Origin of the sequence: Corynebacterium sp. CNCTC7651 (assembly GCF_021496665.1) — a bacterium.
Lineage (GTDB): Bacteria > Actinomycetota > Actinomycetes > Mycobacteriales > Mycobacteriaceae > Corynebacterium.
Map to the genome: position 1 here is coordinate 1,665,991 of NZ_CP071246.1, position 19,907 is coordinate 1,685,897.

Consider the following 19,907-nt stretch of genomic DNA (forward strand, 5'->3'; position numbering starts at 1 on the left):
GAGACCAGCATGGTGAAGAAGCCGCCGAAGCTCAGGCCGAAGGAGACTGCTGAGCTGCGGGTGACTTCGGCCTCGATGGTGGCTTTGGCGATGTCGTCGAGGATGTCGCGGGGGATCCCTGCAGCGATGACGTCGCTGGCGAGTGCGCGGTCGATCTGCTCCTGCGGGATACCGCGCTTGCGAAGTTCTTTGCTCAGGAACCTTTCGCGGTCGATCTGTGCCGGTTTGAGGCGAATGATCCGCGCGAGATAGAGGGCTTCGTCGTTGTTCGCCACGGAGCTTATTGTGGCTTATTGGGCCCTACTGCGGTGCGGGTGCGGGCGTGGGGGCTTCGGGATTTTCTTCGGGTGCCGGCGGGGCATCCTCTACTGCGGGCTGCTCCGGCGGAGCTTCCGCGGGCGCGGCGGGGTTTTCGGGTGCCTCTGAAAGATCGATTGCGGCTGGCGTGGGGGATTCGGGAGCTTCGGCCTCTGGGAGCTCGCGCAGGGAATCCCACAGCACTTCCTGCCACGGGCGGGTGTCTGGGATCTGGTCTGTGGTGATGTTGGGGGCCTGGGTCATGCGCGGGTCGATGATGCGCCATGCGGTCTCACCCTCCTCCAGCACACCGAGGCGGCGGCGGGCTTCCTGCCGGATGTATTCCGGGTCCTGGTAGCGGGCGATATCGGATTCGAGCTGACGTTTCTGCGCCTCCAGCGCCTGGATTGAGGCTTGCGCGCGTGCGATTTCGCCGCGGCCCTCGTAGTAGTTGCGCAGCGGCACAGCGATAGCCACCAGCACAATTAAGATCACTGCGATGAGGATGCCGGTCGATGCTACGTCCTGCCTCCACAGGGAGGGCTTGGCCTTCCTGCGGCGCTTTTTCGCTTCCTTTTGCTCCTGCCGCGCCTGCTCGCGGGAGGCTACCGGCACGCTTCGCGGCGCGCGGCCGCGGCGCGGGGATTTCGCCGGCCCGGAGGAGGGTGTGACTGGAGTGGTCATAGTGGTTGTTGAGTGTAGACCACAGCTAGAGCTCGCCCCGATGACACAGCCGGTCACGCAGAAGAATTTTGATTAAGCTGCAATTCGTTCAAACTTCCAATCGCCAAGGATGACATCATGCGCCCATCACTGAGAAAAGCCGCTGCCGCTACCGCAGCATTGATCGTGTCCTCCAGCCTGGCCTTCGCCGCTCCAGCCCAGGCTCAGGAGCGGAACATGGCCAACCTCATGAAAGTGGCCACCCAGGCCGACACAATCGCATGCAAGGACCTCAAGTCCCACCTCAACCGGACTGGCCGCGTGAACTCCAACACCACACGGGGCGATCTTGTAGCGATGGCCAACGCCGAGTTGGCCTCTACGCCGCTGCTGCGAATGGCCGCGCGCCCGACAATCAACAAGGTCGCTGACCGTGCGCTGGCGTGCAAGCTGGTCAAGTCGGGCGGGCCATCCAAGAACGGGCAGGGCAAGGCTCCCTCCCAACCGAGCAAGGCACCGGCAAAGCCGGGCCCATCTCAGCCCGGCAAGGCACCAGCAAAGCCGGGCCCATCCCAGCCCGGCAAGGCGCAGCCCAAACCCGCGCAGCCAGCCCAGGAGGAGTCCGGGAGCTCCCTGTCCTCGAATTCTTTCTCGTCCCTAAGCTCCTCCCGGGGGTCCAGCTCTTAACTAGCACCCTCAAGCCTGCCTCGCCCCGGCAATGCAGTCCGGGTCGAGGCTTTTTAATTTGAAGCCCGCAACCCCTGCGTAACATATACCCCATCCGTCACATTGGTGATACACTGCCCCACGATTCCTCCGTTGTCGTTCAAAGGACGTACCCATGCGCTTCTCCCCTGCTAAAACCGCTGGCACCGCCGCGGCGCTGATCGCGTCCGCCGGCCTGATCTTCGCCGCGCCGTCGCTGGCGCAGCCCCGCAACATGGAAACACTGATGAAGGTCGCCTCCCAGGCGGACTCCATCTCCTGCTCCGACCTGCAGACCCAGTTGAAGAACACCGGTCGCGTGAACGCGAACACCACCCGCGGCGACTTGATCGCCATGGCCAACGCGGAGCTGGCCAAGGAGTCCCCGATGGTGCGTTCAATGGCCGCGCCCACCGTGAACAAAGTGGCGGACCGCGCGGTGTCCTGCGGCATCGTGAAGGCCAACAACGCTTCCGCCCCGGCTCCGGCGCAGCAGGCCCAGCCGAAGCAGCAGGCTCCCGCCAAGGCCCCGGCGAACAACCCGGCCAAGCCAGCTCCGGCCCCGGCACCCGCTAACAAGCCGGCCCCGGCACCCGCTAGCAACCCGGCCCCGATCCAGGCACCGCAGATCCAGGTGCCGCAGCTGCCGGCACTGCCGGGCGGTATCCAGGTGGACAAGGTGGTTGAGGATGTCAACCGCGCGATCGCAGACGCGACCGCGCAGGTCAACCAGCTCTCCTCCAACCCGCAGGCGCAGATCGACGCACTGCGCGCGCAGGTGAACGCAATCCTGCCGACGGGTTCTAGCTTCTAGCAACAGCATTCAACTGCGGCAAGACAAGACTTAACCCCGCGCTCCCTTTTGTTCAGGGGCGCGGGGTTTGAGCGTCGTAAAGCAAGGTGCCCGGAGCCTACAGTCCCGGCACCAGCGAGCGCTTACTTGAAGCGCGGGAAGGCAGCGCGGCCAGCGTACGCAGCAGCGTCGCCCAGCTCCTGCTCGATGCGCAGCAGCTGGTTGTACTTGGCCACGCGCTCCGAACGTGCCGGCGCACCGGTCTTGATCTGGCCGCAGCCGAGAGCCACAGCGAGATCGGCGATGGTGGTGTCCTCGGTCTCGCCTGAGCGGTGGGACATCATGGTGCGGTAGCCGTTGCGGTGCGCGAGCTCCACAGCGTCGAAGGTCTCGGTGAGGGTACCGATCTGGTTCACCTTCACCAGGAGGGCGTTCGCAGCCTTCTCCTCGATGCCGCGGGCGAGGCGCTGCGGGTTGGTGACGAAGAAGTCATCGCCCACGATCTGCACCTTCTGGCCCAGATCAGCGGTGAGCTTGGTGTAGCCCTCCCAGTCATTCTCATCCAGCGGGTCCTCGATGGAGACGATCGGGTACTGCTCTACCAGGTCGGCGTAGACCTTCGCCATCTCCTCTGCGGAGTGCTGGCCGCCCTCGAAGTTGTACACGCCATCGTTGTAGAACTCGGAGGAAGCGACGTCGAGAGCTAGGGCGACATCGTCGCCCAGCTTGTAGCCGGACTTCTCAATCGCCTCTGCGATGAGATCCAGCGCAGCCTTGGTGGACTCGACGGACGGGGCGAAGCCGCCCTCATCGCCCAAGCCGGTGGAGAGGTTCTTGCCCTTGATCACGGACTTCAGGGTGTGGTATACCTCAGCGCCCATGCGCAGTGCCTCGTGGAAGGAGTCAGCGCCGATCGGGGCGATCATGAACTCCTGCACGTCCACACCAGAGTCAGCGTGTGCGCCACCGTTAAGAATGTTCATCATCGGCACCGGCAGCACGTGCGCGTTCGGGCCGCCGATGTAGCGGTAGAGCGGCAGGCCTGCGGACTCCGCAGCAGCCTTCGCGTTGGCCATGGAGACACCCAGGATCGCGTTCGCGCCAAGGTTCTTCTTGTTGTCGGTGCCGTCCAGCTCAATCATGGCGTTATCCACCAAGCGCTGGTCATCCGCCTCGAGGCCCGCAACCGCGTCGGCGATAGCCTCGTTGACGTTCTCTACAGCCTTGCGCACGCCCTTGCCGCCGTAGCGCTCATCGCCATCACGCAGCTCGTGCGCCTCGTGCTCACCGGTAGAAGCGCCGGACGGCACTGCGGCGATGCCGTGGGCACCGTCGTCGAGGAAGACCTCCGCCTCAACGGTGGGGTTACCGCGGGAGTCCATGATCTCACGGGAGTAAACGTGAATGATGTCAGACATTGATGTGCATCTCCTTTGGATACGATGGCTGGTCCAACACCCAATTGTTGCAGAAATCAGCGGTGCGCGGGTTGCATCCTGGCGTAGTTGGCAGCGGCATCACGCACTTTTACCAGGTAATCGTTGGAATGGTTATACGAAAGCACTGCCTGGCGCCAGCCTTCTTCCGTTGAGAGGTCGCGCCCGTAAGCGCAGAGCAGGTTCGCGGCGGAGAGTGCGGCGTCGTCGATCTGCTGAGGGTTGGGCACGCCGTCCCCGTCCGCGTCGCGGCCGTAGCGCGCCCAAGACTCGGGGATGAACTGCATCGGGCCCACCGCACGGTCGAATTCGGTGTCTCCGTCGAGGGCGCCGTTATCGGTGTCGTCGATACGCGCGAAGCCCTGCGTGCCGTTGAGCGCGGGGCCCACGATGTTCGGCTCCGGAATGCCGAAGTCGTTGAGGCGCGCGGGGTCGAAGCTGCGGCCGGTGTAGGTGCCGTGGCGGGTTTCCACCCAGCCGATGCCGGCGAGCGTGTTCCAGTGCAGGTTGCAGCCCGGCCACGCCTCCGCGGCGATGAGTTCCGCGTTGGCGTACGCACGGAGTGCCTGGCCGGAGATGCGCGTGCTGTTGGAGATGGGGAGGGACCACTCCGTGAGCGCGTCCGCGGTGCGGCCCGGCGCGTGCACGTCGATGTACGGGGGCGCGGGCGCGGCGGCAGGCGGGATTTCTACCGGCACGGGCTCCAGCGGTTCGCGCTGGACGGGCTCTTGGGCGAGCGAGAGCGCCCACGCAACGAGGGCGATTACCAGCACAAATGCCAGCGTGGCCGCGAGGACTCCGGCGCAGCCGCAGCCCCGGGCCACACGTTGGCTGCGCCGGGTTGTCATGGCGCATGATCCTACCGGCGGGTTGGTTTTGGGCGGGCATTGTGCAGGTTGGGTGGGTTGGTTCGCGCGGACTTGAGCGAGCTAGTCACAATTTTCCCTTTTGTCACACAAACCACTTACGTAACAAGTACCATCTGGGGTTGTTCTGTATTCCCTTGAAGTAAAGGACCCCTATGCGCCGCTTTACCGCCACCCTCGCCGCAGCCGCAATCGCTGCTACCGCCCTCGTCGCCCCGACCGCTCAGGCCCAGGATCTGGGCACCCTCGGTGCACTGACCCAGCTGAGCAAGCTGAGCACCGAGACCGTCGCCACCATGGACTGCGGCCTGCTGCGCACCTCCCTGCAGGCGACCAAGATGGTCAACGCAGAGACCACACGCTCCGGCCTGGTTTCCAACCTGAACACCGTTGCAGGCAACACCACCTTCAAGCTCATCGGCGCGCCGACCATCAACGCTATCGGCGACCGCGCTCTTGCCTGCGGCATTGTGAAGCCGGACCCGGTCACCCCGGCATCCAAGCTCATCGAGATGAGCTCCGCACTGTCCTCCAACGCCGGCCTGCCGGAGCTGCGCACCATCGCGGCGCTGTCCAGCAAGTAAGCGTTAGCTCGTAAGCGCTGGCAAGTTTTTAGCGCTCCCGGGCCTTCCCCTCGGCCCAGAGGCGATCCTGCGTCGCCACATCAACAAGTCCCGTGGACCCGTCGAACAAGTACGGGGCACGGGACTGCATCTTTTGCACGAACGCCTGCGCCACGTCGCCGAAATCAAACGCGCTGCGCTCTTGGGCGATCTCCGCGTGGAAGAGGACTTGGAGGAGGACGTCGGAAAGTTCTTTTTTGAGGTGTTGGTCGCTGGCGTGCTGCTCGATCGCTTCCGCGAGCTCTTGAGTTTCTTCCTTGAGGAACGGGATGAGCGACGTGTGGGTCATCGACCGTTCCCACTCCCCTCGCGTGCGCGCGGCGTGCATCACTTGGACTGCCTGGAAGACCGAGTCTTCGAGGGAGGGGACTTTGAGGACGTCGGGGTCGGCGGTGGTTGCGTGTGCGCGGGCGGCATCGGGGTCCGTGGTGATGAGCCAGGGCTCGCCCGCCGGGATGTCGACGAACAGTGCTCTTACGTCGGCAGGAACGTCGTCCGTGAACGTGACGGGGCCACGGATTTGCCGCGACACGTCGAGCGGCACCATCGCAGGCCAGCGGGGGTCAAGCACGAGGACCGTCATGCATGAGACAATATCGCGCATGGCAAACCAACTCACCGAAGCACTCGAGGCCGTGAAGCCGACGACCGGCGATGTCCTCGAGCACTCCGTCACCTTCTCCCCCATCCGCTGGAAGACGGGCTGGCCGCACCACCTGCGCCGCGTCCCGCCGTTCCGCGACGATGCCCGCGCGTCCATCACCCGCCGCGAGGTCTTCGACTTCGCCGCAGATGTCCGCGATTCTGGCTACAACCGCGACCAGATCATCGACTTCCTGGGCGCAGCGTTGGCGTACCGCGCTGGCCAGACCAACCAGGTCATGGAAATGCAGCAGTTCCTGCGCAACAAGGGCAAGGCTGCGCAGTTGCTCAACGCGATCCGCCAGATCGAGGGCAAGAACGCCGTCGAGGCCTACGAGTCTCTGACCGCGACCGGCCTGCCGCCGAAGTTCGCATCTTCCGTGGCCTACTTCTTGGCCGGTGAGCAGGAGGATGGCGAGGCGGACAAGCCCGTGATCATTTGCAACAAGCGTGCCGAGGTTGCCGGCCTTGAGCCGTCCGGCGCGTGGACCGCAGAGAAGTACGGCGAGTACCTTTCCCGCCTGCGCGAAGCCCGCGACGCGTTCGATGCCTCCCTCCCGCTCGACGCGGTGGAGTACGCAGCCCGCGAGTTCGCTGAAAAGTAACTGCGACGTACTTTTTCAATAGCTCGGTTTGCGTGAAATCCGGCCGGATTTCGGGGTGAAAAGCCCTCAAACCGAGCTATTGCCTTCTTTAGGTTCCGGGCGGGGTGGAGCGCAGAGCGCGGGTGTTCAAGTCGCGGCGGGCCTGCTCGAGGGCCAGGAGGTCTGAGAAGAGCGCGTTGTAGGCCTGCTCGTCGTCTGACGGGCGCATGCGCTGCAGTTGCGCCTTGAGCTGGGCGATCTGGTCGCCCACGCGGACCTCCTGGAGGCGGGAAAGCACGGAATCGATGTAGACATCGATGTTGTCGGCGTGGACGGGCTCGACGGCGAGCTCCGAAACCAAGTTGCGGCCGGCGAAGTCTCGCATCTCCCCGGCCACGGCGGCGATCCAGTTGGGATCGGCTTCGCCGTCGTTGTTCGGGGCGGTGTGGCTGCCGGGTGGGGTCTGGCTGCCGGATGCGGCGGCAGTGGCACCCGCGGCAACGCCGCCGGCGGCGGTGATTGCCTCGCGGACCTGGTGGTAGGCGAGATTTGTGAAGGCATCGGGGTGGATGCCGTCGAAGTAGGTGCCCGCCTTGCCCGGATACTGCAGTGCGGCCTTCAAAGCTTCGCGCTGGGGCCAGAGAATCGGGTCGTTCGGGTTGGGCGCGACAAGTGCCGGGGCGCTGCCGGGTTGCGGTGACTGGGTGCTGCGGGAAGGTTGGGTCTGGGGTTTCGTCGAAAAGCGGGGGCCCTGCTTCGGTTTCTTGGACTCCTCGCGGACCTGCTGCACCACCTCGTCCGGGTTGGCCCAGCCCACCCAGCCGGCTAGGCGGCGGGCGTACTCGGTGCGCAGAACCGGATCGTTGACCTCGGCGACGATGGGCACGGTGCGTCGCAAAGCCTGGAGGCGGCCCTCGGCGGAATCGAGGGGGTAATCGGCCAGGATGGACTCGAGGACGAACTCGAGCATGGGCACGCGGTCCGCCACCAGGTCGCGTACGGCGGCGTCGCCCTTGGCCAGGCGCAGATCGCAGGGGTCCATGCCGTCGGGGGCCACGGACACGAAGCTCTGGCCGGTGAACTGCTGGTCGCCCGCGAAGGCGCGCATGGCGGCTTTCTGGCCGGCCTCATCGCCGTCGAAGGTGTAGATGAGCTCGCCGCGGAAGAAGTTATCGTCCAGCATGAGGCGGCGGATGGTCTGCAGGTGGTCTGTGCCGAAGGCGGTACCGCAGGAGGCCACGGCGGTTTTCACACCGGCGGCGTGCATGGCCATCACGTCGGTGTAGCCCTCCACGATCACCGCCTGGTGGTTGGTGGCGATGTGCTTCTTCGCCAAATCCAGCCCGAAGAGGACTTTGGACTTGTGGTACAGCAGCGTGTCCTGGGTGTTGATGTATTTGCCCATCGGGTCATCGTCGTAAAGCTTGCGTGCCCCGAAGCCGATGACGTTGCCGGCCGCGTCCTTGATGGGCCACAGCAGGCGGCGGCGGAATTTGTCGATGGGGCCGCGCTTGCCCATGGAGCTTAAGCCCGCGTCCTGGAGTTCCTGGACGTCGAAGCCTTTGCGCAGCAGGTGCTTCGTCAGCGTGTCCCAGCCGTCCGGGGCGTAGCCGCACTCGAAGTGGTAGATGTGCTCGCGCGTGAAGCCGCGGTCCAGCAGGAAATTGCGGCCGCGCTCCGCCTGCGGGGTCTCCAGCTGCTGGCGGTAGAACTCGTGTGCGGCCTTGTTGGCGGCGAGCAGGCGGGCGCGGGTGCCGGGCTTGACGTCGCGGGCGCCGGTGGAGCCGCCCTGGTAGTTGATGCGGTAGCCGATTTGGTCCGCGACCGCCTCGACCGCCTCGGGGAACGTGAGCTGCTCCATCTCCATGAGGAACGTGAACACGTCCCCGCCCTTGCCGGTGGAGAAGCAGTGGAAATAGCCGCGCGCGGGGCGCACGTGGAACGAGGGCGTTTTTTCGTCCTTGAAGGGGCTCAAGCCCTTCAAGGAGTCGTGCCCGGCGGGCTTGAGCTGCACGTATTCGCCGACAATGTCCTCGATTGCCGCGCGCTCGCGGATAGCCTCAATATCGCTATCCGGAATTCTTCCCCGTGCCATGCCCGCAATCGTAGTGTGGGACAATCCGGGGCGTGAAAGCGCGCACTGGCATCCTGGCGGCGTGCCTGCTGCTGGGCGGGTGCGGGGTTCTGGAGGCGTCCGGGTCGACACCGTCCGGGCTCCCCGCTTGCGGGCGCTTGCCGGCGGAAGCTACGAGCACCATCGAGTTAGTGAAGGCCGGCGGGCCGTTCCCCTACCCGGACAACGATGACAAGCGATTTGGCAACTACGAGGGCGTACTTCCGGACGAGAAATTGGGCTACTACCGCGAATACACCGTGGAAACGCCGGGGCTAGGCCACCGCGGGGCACGGCGCGTGATTACGGGCGGCGGTACTGACGGTGTGGTGGACAGCTGGTTCTACACGGCGGACCACTACGAATCGTTCTGCGAGATTGTTGGGGAGGGGCAACGTGGATAAACGGAATCCGGTGCTGCTCACGGCGCCGGTGGATTCCGTCGCCGGGTTTGTTGCGGCGATTTCCCATGCGGTGTTCGGGGTGGAACGCACGGCGCCGACGAATTTGGACGGGCTGGCTGACATGCTTCGAGAGGCCCGCGTGACCCACGTGGTCGCGTCCGACTGGCGGCTGGACCCGGAGGAGACGCGCCGCGTGCAGCGGGTGCTGCTGGACAATGACGTGGTGTTGTACCGGTAGGTGGGATTTGGGCGTCGATAAGCACAGTGCTCCCGGGAACCGTAGGGATTTGTGCTCTTAGATGCGTCGGCGGGAAAGCCCTGGTGGGGAGCGTTTTCGCTGGTCGGAGGCGTGCTTCGAGGGAGGCTTATGCGCGGCGGGCGACGCAACTGGGAGCTAAAACCCCGAGGATGCTGGGGAGAAGTGTAGGGAACCCTAGCGATTGGATGTGAGTTATGTCATAATCCATAGGACTGTGATGTAGAGCACGCAAGGGAGGAAGCGGTGAACTCGGTAGTTCTCGTTGTAATCGGCCTGACCATGATGGCGCTGGGCTTTTTGCTGTATTCGAAGTTCCTGGGCCGCCGGGTGTACCAGCTGTCTGAGGCGTACACGACGCCGGCGCACACGATGGAAGACGGCGTGGACTACGTGCCCACCAACAAGTACGTGCTGTGGGGCCACCACTTCACGTCCGTGGCGGGTGCGGCGCCGATCGTCGGACCGGCTGTGGCCGTGATCTGGGGCTGGTTCCCGGCGTTCCTGTGGGTCACGCTGGGCACGGTGTTCTTCGCGGGTATGCACGACTTTGGTGCGCTGTGGGCATCGCAGCGGCACAAGGGCCAATCAATCGGCACGCTGTCCGGCCGCTACATCGGCGCGCGCGGACGCAACCTGTTCCTGGTTGTCATTTTCCTGCTGCTGCTGATGGTCAACGCGGCGTTCGCCGTGGTGATCTCGAACCTGCTGATTTCCACCCCCACCGCCGTGATCCCGACCTGGGGCGCGATCCTGGTTGCGCTTTTGGTGGGCCAGGCGATCTACCGCCTGAACTGGAACCTGCCGCTCGTGTCCGTCGTGGGCGTTGTGGCGCTGTACAGCCTGATCGTGCTGGGCGATAAATTCCCGGTGGCGCTGCCGGAGGAGATGCTGGGCATCCCGGCGCGCGGCTGGTGGATCATCATCCTCTTCACCTACGCCTTCGTCGCGTCCCTGCTGCCGGTGTGGGTGCTGCTGCAGCCGCGCGACTACATCAACGGCCTGCAGCTGTTCATCGGCCTCGCACTGCTGTACGGCTCCTTCCTCATCGTGCGCCCGGAGGTCGTTGCCCCGGCGCTGCGCGAGAACGTGCCCGACGGCACCCCCAGCATCTTCCCGCTGCTGTTTGTCACCATCGCGTGTGGTGCGGTGTCCGGCTTCCACGGCATCGTCGCTTCCGGCACCAGCTCGAAGCAGCTGGATAAGGAAACGGACGCGCGCTTCGTCGGCTACTTCGGCGCCGTGGGCGAAGGCTTGTTGGCGCTGGGCACGATTGTGGCTACGACGGCCGGTTTCAAAACCATCGCCGATTGGGAAGAGATCTACAAGGAATGGAACGCCGGCGGCGTGGGCGCGTTTGTTAAGGGCGGCGGCGCGCTGATGAACGAGGGCCTTGGGCTTCCGACGTCGCTTTCCGCAACCGTCCTGGCCACCATGGCCGTACTCTTCGCGGCGACGACGATGGACTCCGGTGTCCGCCTCCAGCGCCTGGTGGTGGGCGAGATCGCCGAACTGATGGGCATCAAGCTCTCCGCACTGGTGGCAACGACCATCGCCGTGGCGCTCGGCCTGGGTCTCACCTTCTCCACCGGCGTGGACGGCTCCGGCGGCATGCTGATCTGGCCGCTCTTCGGCACCACCAACCAGCTCATGGCCGGCCTGACCATGTCCATCCTGGTGATCATCCTGGCGCAGCTCCGCCGCCCGACGTGGCCGGTGCTCATCCCGCTGCTCTTTGTCACCGTCATGTCCATGTGGGCAGCGTTCATCCAGCTGCGCACGCTGTGGGAGAAGCAGAACTGGCTGCTCCTTGTCATCGACGTTGCCATCATCCTCTGCGCGATCTGGGTCATCGTCGAGGCAATCACCGCCATCCAGAAGGCGAGCCGCGAGCCGCAGGTGGAGTGGTCCGACGATGAGATGTGGCCGGGCGATCGCCAGCGCGAGCTGGCAGGTGCGCCGGCGGGTGCTGGTGCTGGTTCTGCTGGCGCGGCTGGTGGGTCGACGGTTGTGAAGACTGTGGAGCCGCAGGACCCGGCCGGCCCGCGCGCGTAGCGTTGGTGTCGTGCGCGATTTCCTCAAATCCTTCGGCGCGGGGCTGAACGAGTACTACCAAGCCCCGTACCGCGCGGCGTTCAAGCGAGCGTCGCGCGAGGAGGATGACCTGTTTCACCTGCTCGTCGCCTCGGAGATGTTGGGCATCCCCAACCCGGCGAGTTTTTACACCCTCGAGCTCATGCCGCTGTTGTACGAAGATTTCCACGCGTGGCACACGCGCATGGGCATGGAACGCTCCCCGCTGGACGGTATCTCGTGTTGCTAACCACTGCCCCTGTGATGTTCTTCGGCGGCAAGGGCGGCGTGGGTAAAACGACCGTCTCCGCGGCGACCGCGGTGCGGCTCGCGGAGAGCGGCGCGCGGGTGTTGCTGGTGTCCACGGACCCGGCGCACAACCTGGGACACATTTGGTCGGTAAAGCTTTCCGATACCCCCTCGCCACTTGAGCCCGGCCTTGACGTCATGGAACTTAACCCGGCCGCGACCACGGAGCGGCACCTGCGCCAGGTTGGCGACTCCATGCGCGCGATGATGCCGGAGCGCATGCACCGCGAGGTGGACAAGCACCTCGAGCTTTCCCGCAACTCCCCGGGCATGCATGAAGCCGCGATGCTAGAGCGCATCGCCGAGATTGTGGGCGCAGGTGTGGCTGACGGCGGTTACGACCACATCATCTTCGACACCGCCCCGTCCGGGCACACCTCGAGGCTGTTGGCGTTGCCGGAGCTCATGGCGGCGTACACCGACGGACTGCTGGAGCGCCGGGAGAAATCCGACAACTTTTCTCGCCTTGCGCGCGGCATGGGCGGTGGCGTGGTGGAGGGCAAGGACGACCCTGTGGAGCGCCGTAACCAACAGATCCGCTCCGTGTTGTACCAGCGCCGGCGAAAGTTCGAGGTTCTGCGCGGCGTGCTCACCGATCCCAGCGAGTGCGTGTTCCACATCGTGCTCACACCGGAACGCCTGCCCGTGATGGAATCCGCGGAGCTGTACCGAGACATCTCCGCCAGCGGGATCCGCGTCGCCGGGCTGGTGGTTAATCGCCGCAGCCCCGATGACGGCGGCGAGTTCACCGCTGCGCGCCGCGAGGTCGAGCGCGGGGCGGTGGCTCTGCTGGATGAGCTGCTGCCGGGCGTTGAACGCGTGGAATTGCCCTGGCTCCCCCGAGAGATTGGCACGCGGGAGGCGCTGAGCGAGATCGCGGCCCTGCTCTAAGCAACGCTGCAAGGCGCGGTTCGTCGGCTGGCTCTGAGCTCCTTAGGTGGCTGCAGAGCTCCTCGGGTGGCATGTGTGCTCCCGGGAATTGTAGGGATTTGCGCTCGTAGATGCGTCGGCGGGAAAAGCCCTGGTGGAGGGCGTTTTTGCTGGTCAGAGGCGCGCTTCGAGGGTCACTTAAGTGCAGCGGGCGACGCAACAGGGAGCAGAAATCCGTACGGTTTCGGAAAGCACGGTGTGCCCGGAAGGGTACGCCGTGCACCCGGAGGGCTGCCATATGAGGCAACCGCCGGCCTCTTTGCACTTTTTTGATAGCTCGATTTGGGTGGTTTTTGGCCTTGAACCGGCCATTTTTGGCTGTAAACCGAGCTATTGATCTTTGCGTGTGCTAGCCGAGGAAGCCGGAGAGGCCGGCGGCCTTCTTTGCGGCGCGCTCGAGGCGGGATTCCGTCATGGATGCGATCTGGTCCACGATCACGCGCTCGCGCTCAAGGTCGGTCTCGGCGGCGATCCACCACTGCTGGTAGATCGTGTCCAGGGTGCCGGGGGCGCCGGCGAGCAAGTAGTCGTAGACGCGGTAGATGCGCTCACGCTGCCGGTCTTGGCGCGCGATGTGCGCGGGAAGGTCCATCACGTAGAGCACGGCGATGGTTTTGAGGAGGCGGACCTCGGCCTCAATGTCTGCGGGGATCACCAGGTTGCCGTGCATGCGGCCAAGTGCGGGGGCCTCCGAAGCGGGAGCAGCGAAGGTGGCGGGGGTGGCGGAGCGAGCATCGGCGGGCGCAATGGAGGCGGTGGTGCTGGCGTGCGCTTCGCGGGTGGCGGCGACCACCGCCCCGACGTAGCGGCCCACCAGTTCGGAGGTGAGCTGCTTCAGCTGGGCCCAAGAGGCCAGGCTGTAGTTGAACTCGCTGGCGGCCCCGATGGAGGGCATCGTGCGCAGCTCGTTGGCGGCGTCCAGGAGGGACTCGATGGTGCCGCCGAAGGCAGCGGCGCCTTTCTCCGCTAGCGCGGCGAGCTCCACTAGATCCCACAGCACCCGGAGGCTGATGCGGCCGGAAATGATGCCGTCTTCGACATCGTGGACGGAGTAGGCGATGTCGTCGGCGAAGTCCATCACTTGGGCCTCGATGGGCGGGCGGTCGTCGTCGTGGCCTGCGCGGATCCAGGCCAAAAGCTCCGCGTCTTCGTCGTAGGCGGAGTACTTCTTGTTCACGGTGCCGTCCGGGTTGGTGCGCGTGCGCGGGTACTTGCACGCGGCATCCAGGGCGGCGCGGGTGAGGTTGAGGCCGTACGAATGAGCGTCGATAAGCACTTTCGGCTCGAGGCGGGTCAGGATGCGCAAGGTTTGCGCGTTGCCTTCGAAGCCGCAACCGGCGACGGCGTCGAGGGCGCGCTCGCCGTTGTGGCCGTAGGGCGGGTGGCCGATGTCGTGGGAGAGGCCGGCGAGCTCGCAGAGGTCCGGGTCGAGGCCCAGGCCCTCGCCGATGCTGCGCGCGATCTGTGCGACCTCGAGGGAGTGCGTGAGGCGCGTGCGCGGGGTGTCGCCGTCCTGGGGGCGCACGACCTGGGTTTTGTCGGCGAGGCGGCGCAGCGCGGCGGAGTGCAGGACGCGGGCCCGGTCGCGGGCGAAGGCCCCGCGGGTATCGGTGGCGGGCGCGAGCTGGGCACCCTTGGGGTGCTCGGGGGCGAGCCGGGCTACGTCGTCAGCACTGTAGGGATACACAGCCTCACAGCGTAAAGCTTCGGGCCGTGCGGGCGGGGTTGCGACTACCCTTGTGGGCATGAAAAAACGTTACCTCCGTGTAGTTCTCGCCGCGCCGCTCTTTGCGGGCACGGCGGCCCTCGCTGCGGCCCCCGTGGCCACGGCTTTTATCGCGCCGGACGCGCACGTGGTGGCCCAGGCGACCACGCTTAGCGGCCCGCGGCTGTTTACCCAGCCCGTGACGGATGACGCCGGGGTGCTCTCCCCCGGCGACGTCTCCAGGATTGAATCGGCGATTCAGCAGGTAAGCGCTGAGCGGGGCAAGTCCCTGCGCGTGGTGTTCATCGACTCGTTCGGCGGCCTGTCGCCGGAAGCGTGGGCGCAGCAGGCCGTGGACGCGAACGGCGCGAACACGGCGGTGCTGGTGGTCTCGCCGAACGAGAGCGCGTACTACGTGGACGCGGGCGAGCAGTGGACCCAGTCCGAGGTGGACCGGATGAGCGACGCCGCGTACGGGCGCCTGACTGAGCGAGACTTTGCGGGCGCGGCGGTTGCGGCGGCTGAGGCTGCGGTGAGCGCCGGCGGTGCTGGCGGTGCTGGTGGCGCTGGTGGCACGGATAGCGGCTCCGGCGACGGCGGTTCCGGTGCCGGCTGGGTGGCCGGTGGCCTGGGCGTTGCCGCGCTTGCCGGTGGCGGCCTGTACGCCGCCACGCGCCGCGACACGAAGAAGCAGCAGACCAAGCAGCTGGAATCCGCGAAGGCGCTGGACCCGGCGGACACGGATTCCTTGGGCCGCCTGCCAACGTCCACGCTGGAGCAGGTGGCGCGCGACGCGCTGGTCTCCGCCGACGAGTCCATCACGCAGGGCAAGGAAGAGCTGCGCCTGGCCACGGCTGAGTTCGGCCCGGACCGCGTGCGCCCGTTCACCTCGGCGATGAATACGGCCACTTCCACGCTGCAGCGCGCCTTCAACACGCACCAGAAGCTGTACGACGCAATCCCGGAGACCGAGCCGGAGAAGCGCGCAATGCTGGTGGACATCATCTCCTCCTCCGGCCAGGCGGAGCAGGCGTTGCGCGACAAGACGAAGGAGTTCAACGACATGCGCGGCGTGCTCATGCGCGCGGACGAAGAGGTGGACAAGGTGCGTCAGCGCACCATCGACATCCGCGCCCGCCTGGAGCCCGCGCAGCGCACTTTGGATGACCTGCGCTCCCGCTACTCCGAGGACATGCTGCAATCCATCGCGGAGAACGTGGAGATCGCCTCCGAGTCGTTGGATGAGGCGGAGAAGCACCTGGACGAGGCCAGCCGCATTTCCAAGCAGGGCGCCGGCCGGCAGGGCTCGCTGATTGACATCCTGGCCAACGCCGCGCGCGCCGTGGACATCTCTGACAAGAACCTCGCCGCTATCGAGCACGCGGAGGACAACATCCGCACTGCCCAGAACAACCTCCCGGCGCTGGTGAAGGAGATCCAGGACGAGCTGCGCGAGATCGAGCAGGTCAAGGGTGCACGGCAGCAGGGCGCGCGTATTGATGTCCAATCGCTCGACGACGTCGCCGAGCACGCACTTCGGGTGCTTGCAACCATGGATGCGCGCAAGGACCGCGACCCGCTGGCGCTCTACACCGAGCTGGCGGACGCGGACGCGCGCATTGACCAGCAGCTGGCCATCGCCAAGGGCGCAGCTGGCGACCAGTCCCGAGCGCTGCAGCTCTTTGACCAGCAGATGCAGGTGGCAGCGGCCCAGATCCAGGGCGCGGAGGACTTGATCCGCTCGCGCGGTCGCATCATCGGCTCGCACGCACGCGGTTTGCTGGCGGAATCGAAACGCCAGTACGCGCAGGCGCACCAGCTGCGCACCCGGGACACCCGCGCGGCGATCGATTACGCCCGCGCAGCAACGGATACGGCCCGCCGCGCGGCGCAGGCCGCCAACAACGACATTGACCGCTACCGCGCGGCCCAGAACCGCCAGACTGCGAATTCCATGGCGCAGGCGGTGCTGTGGGGCTCCATCCTCAGCGGCGGCTTCGGCGGCGGCAACTACCGCGGCGGCTCCATGGGAGGCGGCGGCTTTGGCGGCGGCGGGTTCTCCGGCGGTGGCCCGATCGGCCGCGGCGGTACGTTCTAGTACAGCGTTCGGCGGGTGGGGGCGTCGATCAGCGTCAGCGCCCAAGAGATGAAGGCGAGGTCCAGCGTGATCTCGCCTTCCGTGCCTTCTGCGCCTTCGGGCACCACCCGCAGGTTTCCGTTGGGCAGGCCGATGGTGGTTGCCACGAGGGCGCCGCGCTCATCGGTTACCGTGCGGCGCTTCTCCAGCAGGTTGCGGCCGGTGCGGCGGGCGAGGTAGCGGCGGCCGTCGCAGATCGCCTCGTAGCGCGACACGGTCACGCTGCGCTTCACCAGGCGGAACACGCGGCCGTCCGAAGCCACGGCGCGGACATCCGCGGGGTTATCGGACACCACGCGCAGCGTCTCCGCGCCGAAGTTAAACGTCCCGGTGTGCTCGTTGTAGGAGGTGTCCCGGGGAGCGTCGACAAGCACGGGCCCCTGCCAAATCACAGCAGGTACACCAGGAGGACGACGGCGGAGCACAGCGCAAGCAGCGCGATGATCGGCGTGGCCGAGGCGATTTGGCGGGCTTCCAGAAGCTCGCGGGAGAGCCAAGCTAGGCCGGCGATGTCGGTCGGCGGGAGGTCCGTCTCCCCCTCAAACTCCAGGATGGCCTTGCGCACGCCGGAGTTCTCGCGGGTGAACTGGCCGACTTTGTTACCGTACGCATCGTCGATGATCCAGTTCTTCGAGGTCTCCCCCACCATCGTGTACCCGCGGCCCTCAATGTCCACGCGCACGCGGTCCCCGCGGCGCAGCGGATCCAGCGCGCGCACGATCTCCTGGCCGCCGCGGGTTGCCACAGCGCCGGACTCGGGCGAGGCGGTGAGATCCCAGATCTCCCCGTTCACACTCGCGCGGTCATGCTGGAACACGCCCAGCACCTCCGGGCCCGCCTCCGCGAGCAGCTTCAGGTTTTCCTTGTCCGAACGGTCCCAGCTGACGTAGTGCATCGCAGCGAACTCCTAGCAGCCGATCAGGCGCGCGGCCAGGTAGGACTCCAGCTCTGCCAGCGGCACGCGCTCCTGCTCCATGGTGTCGCGCTCGCGCACGGTCACGGCCTGGTCCTCGAGCGTGTCAAAGTCATAGGTCACGCAGAACGGCGTACCAATCTCGTCCTGGCGGCGGTAACGGCGGCCGATGGCACCGGACGTGTCGTAATCAACGTTCCAGTGCTGGCGCAGCGTGGCGGCCAGCTCCTCTGCCGGGCCGGAAAGCTCAGGCTTCTTGGACAGCGGCAGCACGGCAACCTTCACCGGCGCCAGGCGGCGGTCCAGACGAAGGACAACGCGGGTGTCGGTGCCGCCCTTGGCGTTCGGCGCCTCTTCCTCGTCGTACGCGTCGATGAGGAAGGCCATCATCGCGCGGCCAAGGCCGGCGGCCGGCTCGATGCAGTACGGAATCCAGCGCTCGTTGGTCTCCTGGTCAAAGTAGGACAGGTCCTCGCCGGAGGCCTCGGCGTGCGTCTTCAGGTCGTAGTCCGTGCGGTTGGCCACGCCCTCCAGCTCGCCCCACTTGGAGCCGGTGAAGCCGAACGCGTACTCAATGTCCACGGTGCGCTTGGAGTAGTGGCTGAGCTTCTCCTTCGGGTGCTCGTACAGGCGCAGGTTTTCCGGGTCAATGCCCAGGTCCACGTACCACTGGAAGCGGTTATCAATCCAGTACTGGTGCCACTCTTCGTCCTCGCCCGGCTTGACAAAGAACTCCATCTCCATCTGCTCGAACTCGCGGGTGCGGAAGATGAAGTTGCCCGGGGTGATCTCGTTGCGGAAGGACTTGCCGATGTTGGCGATGCCAAACGGCGGCTTCATGCGCGCAGACGTCATCACATTCTTGAAGTTGACGAAGATGCCCTGCGCGGTCTCCGGGCGCAGGTAGTGCAGCCCTTCCTCATCATCCACCGGGCCCAGGTAGGTCTTCATCAGGCCGGAGAACGCCTTCGGCTCGGTCCAGCTGCCCGGCTGGCCGGTCTCCGGGTCCGGAATATCGGCCAGGCCGTTTGCCGGCGGGTGGCCGTGCTTCTCCTCGTACGCCTCCAGCAGGTGGTCCGCGCGGTAGCGCTTGTGGGTGTGCAGGGACTCCACCAGCGGGTCCGTGAACACCTCAACGTGGCCGGACGCCACCCACACCTGGCGCGGGAGGATGATGGAGGTATCCACACCAACCGTGTCGCGGCGGGACTGCACCATGTGGCGCCACCACTGGCGCTTCAGGTTCTCCTTCAGCTCTACACCCAGCGGGCCGTAATCCCACGCAGAACGGGTACCGCCGTAAATCTCACCCGCCGGGTACACCAGACCGCGGCGCTTGCAAAGGTTGACGACGGTATCAATCGAGTTGGCTGGCATGAATTGAGCCTCCCTGGGAAACGGCGGGCAGAACACTAACGTGCATGAGTCTAGCGAACGCGTGTAACGGGTCTAAGAAAGTGATGCCACGGCGCGCGCGAGTCCATTACAGTTTTTGGCGGGTAACAGTCGCCCACGGATTGAAGGGAGACGCGGGATGCGCAACGCAGAGGCACTCACGCCTGCGGATGTCGCGCACGCCGCCAAGATCCTCAGCGCCCTGGATTCCGAGCTGCGCCTGCGCATTGTGCTCTTGCTTGCCGACGGGGAGCATGTCGTCCACCAGCTCGTCGATGCGCTGGGGAAATCCCAGCCCCTCATCTCCCAGCACCTGCGCGTGTTGAAGTCCGCCGGGCTCGTCGCGTCGCGGCGCGAGGGGCGCGAAGTGGTGTACACGCTGATCCAGCCCGCGGTGGTCGACGTCATCGAGCAGATTGCGGGGTTGGCTGCGGATGAGTTGAGTGTGCGTCGGCAAGCAAAAGTGCCCCCGGTACGCACCGGGTCCGGGGCGGCGATCATCTCCCCCACCACCGCCATCCGCCCGGACGAGGACCAGGGGCTCGCGCCGCAGACACCGCGGCCCCGGCACGATTAGGGCGTGACTACGCTGGGCGAGTATGTCCCAGAACACCCCGCAGCGCCGCACCCAGCCCATTCCTAAGCTCGGCCCGCGGATGACGCGGCAGCGCACCGCCGTGGTGGAGACGCTGCGGGCGGTGGACAGGTTCGCATCGCCGAAGGCGATCCATGAGGCGCTGGAGCAGCGCGGCGAAAAGGTGGGGTTGACCACGGTGTATCGCACGCTGCAGTCGCTGGCGGAGATAGGCGCGGTGGACGTGCTGCAAACGCCGGACGGGGAGACGCTGTACCGCCATTGCCTGACGGACCACCACCATCACCACCTGGTGTGCACCCGCTGCGGGCGAAGCGAAGAGGTTGAGGGCGGGCCCGTGGAGAAGTGGGCTGAACTGGTGGCGGCGCGCTACGGGTACAAGCTGGTGGCGCACGACGCGGAAATTTACGGTGTGTGCCGCGCGTGCCAGGCGGCGATTGAGAACGAGGCTGCGGAGTAGCCGGGGAT

General features: G+C 65.9%; 21 protein-coding genes. 12 read left to right on the forward strand and 9 right to left on the reverse strand.

All coding sequences use genetic code 11. From position 1 onward, the window contains the following. Positions 1-300: 300 nt before the first annotated feature. Positions 301-981 carry a septum formation initiator family protein gene (locus JZY91_RS08030; RefSeq protein ID WP_234947389.1) on the reverse strand — a complete coding sequence of 227 codons (681 nt, stop codon included), beginning with the start codon at positions 979-981 and terminating at the stop codon, positions 301-303. A gap of 117 nt (positions 982-1,098) precedes the next feature. Between JZY91_RS08030 and JZY91_RS08035 the strand changes: the two genes are divergently transcribed. Together JZY91_RS08035 and JZY91_RS08040 are read left to right on the forward strand one after the other, a co-directional pair. After that, entirely contained in the window at positions 1,099-1,647 is a 549-nt protein-coding gene (locus JZY91_RS08035; protein ID WP_234947391.1) for a hypothetical protein, read from the forward strand. Between the two features lie 154 nt (positions 1,648-1,801). Then, on the forward strand, positions 1,802-2,479 hold the full coding sequence (locus JZY91_RS08040; protein ID WP_234947393.1) for a hypothetical protein: 678 nt from the start codon (positions 1,802-1,804) through the stop codon (positions 2,477-2,479). A 122-nt stretch (positions 2,480-2,601) separates the two neighbouring features. Here the strand turns inward: JZY91_RS08040 and eno are convergent, their stop codons facing one another. Further along, a complete protein-coding gene (eno, locus tag JZY91_RS08045; protein WP_234947395.1) occupies positions 2,602-3,876 on the reverse strand; it encodes a phosphopyruvate hydratase in 1,275 nt (424 codons plus the stop codon). Positions 3,877-3,932: 56 nt separating this feature from the next. Continuing rightward, complete coding sequence (locus JZY91_RS08050) at positions 3,933-4,742, reverse strand: lytic transglycosylase domain-containing protein (RefSeq protein ID WP_234947396.1); 810 nt, start codon at positions 4,740-4,742, stop codon at positions 3,933-3,935. A 173-nt stretch (positions 4,743-4,915) separates the two neighbouring features. Between JZY91_RS08050 and JZY91_RS08055 the strand changes: the two genes are divergently transcribed. Then, positions 4,916-5,344, forward strand: a complete 429-nt coding sequence (locus tag JZY91_RS08055) for a hypothetical protein (RefSeq protein WP_234947398.1) — start codon at positions 4,916-4,918, stop codon at positions 5,342-5,344. A gap of 28 nt (positions 5,345-5,372) precedes the next feature. Here JZY91_RS08055 and JZY91_RS08060 read toward each other — a convergent pair whose 3' ends face one another. Continuing rightward, complete coding sequence (locus tag JZY91_RS08060) at positions 5,373-5,966, reverse strand: MazG nucleotide pyrophosphohydrolase domain-containing protein (RefSeq protein WP_234947400.1); 594 nt, start codon at positions 5,964-5,966, stop codon at positions 5,373-5,375. A gap of 19 nt (positions 5,967-5,985) precedes the next feature. On the opposite strand from JZY91_RS08060, the gene JZY91_RS08065 reads away from it, so the two are divergent. Then, complete coding sequence (locus JZY91_RS08065) at positions 5,986-6,630, forward strand: hypothetical protein (RefSeq protein ID WP_234947402.1); 645 nt, start codon at positions 5,986-5,988, stop codon at positions 6,628-6,630. A gap of 88 nt (positions 6,631-6,718) precedes the next feature. Here JZY91_RS08065 and dnaG read toward each other — a convergent pair whose 3' ends face one another. After that, the gene (gene dnaG, locus JZY91_RS08070; protein ID WP_234947404.1) at positions 6,719-8,704 is read right to left on the reverse strand and encodes a DNA primase; all 1,986 of its coding nucleotides are present in this window, start codon (positions 8,702-8,704) and stop codon (positions 6,719-6,721) included. 53 nt (positions 8,705-8,757) lie between these two features. Here dnaG and JZY91_RS08075 point away from each other — a divergent pair, with 53 nt between their 5' ends. The 5 genes from JZY91_RS08075 to JZY91_RS08095 all read left to right on the forward strand — a co-directional run bounded on the left by JZY91_RS08075 (position 8,758) and on the right by JZY91_RS08095 (position 12,655). Beyond that, positions 8,758-9,126 carry a ribonuclease domain-containing protein gene (locus tag JZY91_RS08075; protein WP_370639289.1) on the forward strand — a complete coding sequence of 123 codons (369 nt, stop codon included), beginning with the start codon at positions 8,758-8,760 and terminating at the stop codon, positions 9,124-9,126. Then, entirely contained in the window at positions 9,119-9,364 is a 246-nt protein-coding gene (locus JZY91_RS08080) for a hypothetical protein (RefSeq protein WP_234947406.1), read from the forward strand. The genes JZY91_RS08075 and JZY91_RS08080 overlap by 8 nt, the downstream gene beginning before the upstream one ends. Positions 9,365-9,628: 264 nt before the next feature. Then, complete coding sequence (locus tag JZY91_RS08085; RefSeq protein WP_234947408.1) at positions 9,629-11,437, forward strand: carbon starvation protein A; 1,809 nt, start codon at positions 9,629-9,631, stop codon at positions 11,435-11,437. Positions 11,438-11,447: 10 nt separating this feature from the next. Continuing rightward, positions 11,448-11,705: a cory-CC-star protein gene (locus JZY91_RS08090; protein WP_234947410.1), complete on the forward strand. Its 258-nt coding sequence runs from the start codon at positions 11,448-11,450 to the stop codon at positions 11,703-11,705. Next, on the forward strand, positions 11,696-12,655 hold the full coding sequence (locus JZY91_RS08095) for an ArsA family ATPase (protein WP_234947411.1): 960 nt from the start codon (positions 11,696-11,698) through the stop codon (positions 12,653-12,655). The genes JZY91_RS08090 and JZY91_RS08095 overlap by 10 nt, the downstream gene beginning before the upstream one ends. Before the next feature lie 388 nt (positions 12,656-13,043). Here JZY91_RS08095 and JZY91_RS08100 read toward each other — a convergent pair whose 3' ends face one another. Next, a complete protein-coding gene (locus JZY91_RS08100; protein ID WP_234947413.1) occupies positions 13,044-14,441 on the reverse strand; it encodes a deoxyguanosinetriphosphate triphosphohydrolase in 1,398 nt (465 codons plus the stop codon). Here JZY91_RS08100 and JZY91_RS11755 point away from each other — a divergent pair. Continuing rightward, positions 14,440-16,497, forward strand: a complete 2,058-nt coding sequence (locus JZY91_RS11755) for a TPM domain-containing protein (protein WP_304504127.1) — start codon at positions 14,440-14,442, stop codon at positions 16,495-16,497. The two genes, JZY91_RS08100 and JZY91_RS11755, sit on opposite strands and share 2 nt — an antisense overlap. Here JZY91_RS11755 and JZY91_RS08110 read toward each other — a convergent pair. From JZY91_RS08110 to JZY91_RS08120, 3 genes are read right to left on the reverse strand one after another with little or no spacing between them, the layout of a single operon-like run. Further along, positions 16,494-16,910: a hypothetical protein gene (locus tag JZY91_RS08110; protein ID WP_234949151.1), complete on the reverse strand. Its 417-nt coding sequence runs from the start codon at positions 16,908-16,910 to the stop codon at positions 16,494-16,496. The two genes, JZY91_RS11755 and JZY91_RS08110, sit on opposite strands and share 4 nt — an antisense overlap. Positions 16,911-16,924: 14 nt before the next feature. Then, positions 16,925-17,431, reverse strand: coding sequence for a hypothetical protein (locus JZY91_RS08115; protein ID WP_234947415.1), 507 nt, complete (start codon positions 17,429-17,431; stop codon positions 16,925-16,927). 12 nt (positions 17,432-17,443) lie between these two features. Beyond that, positions 17,444-18,826, reverse strand: a complete 1,383-nt coding sequence (locus JZY91_RS08120) for a glycine--tRNA ligase (protein ID WP_234947417.1) — start codon at positions 18,824-18,826, stop codon at positions 17,444-17,446. A gap of 157 nt (positions 18,827-18,983) precedes the next feature. Here JZY91_RS08120 and JZY91_RS08125 point away from each other — a divergent pair, with 157 nt between their 5' ends. Together JZY91_RS08125 and JZY91_RS08130 are read left to right on the forward strand one after the other, a co-directional pair. After that, entirely contained in the window at positions 18,984-19,421 is a 438-nt protein-coding gene (locus JZY91_RS08125; protein ID WP_234947419.1) for a helix-turn-helix transcriptional regulator, read from the forward strand. Between the two features lie 22 nt (positions 19,422-19,443). Beyond that, complete coding sequence (locus JZY91_RS08130; RefSeq protein WP_234947421.1) at positions 19,444-19,899, forward strand: Fur family transcriptional regulator; 456 nt, start codon at positions 19,444-19,446, stop codon at positions 19,897-19,899. The last annotated feature ends 8 nt before the right edge of the window (positions 19,900-19,907 follow it).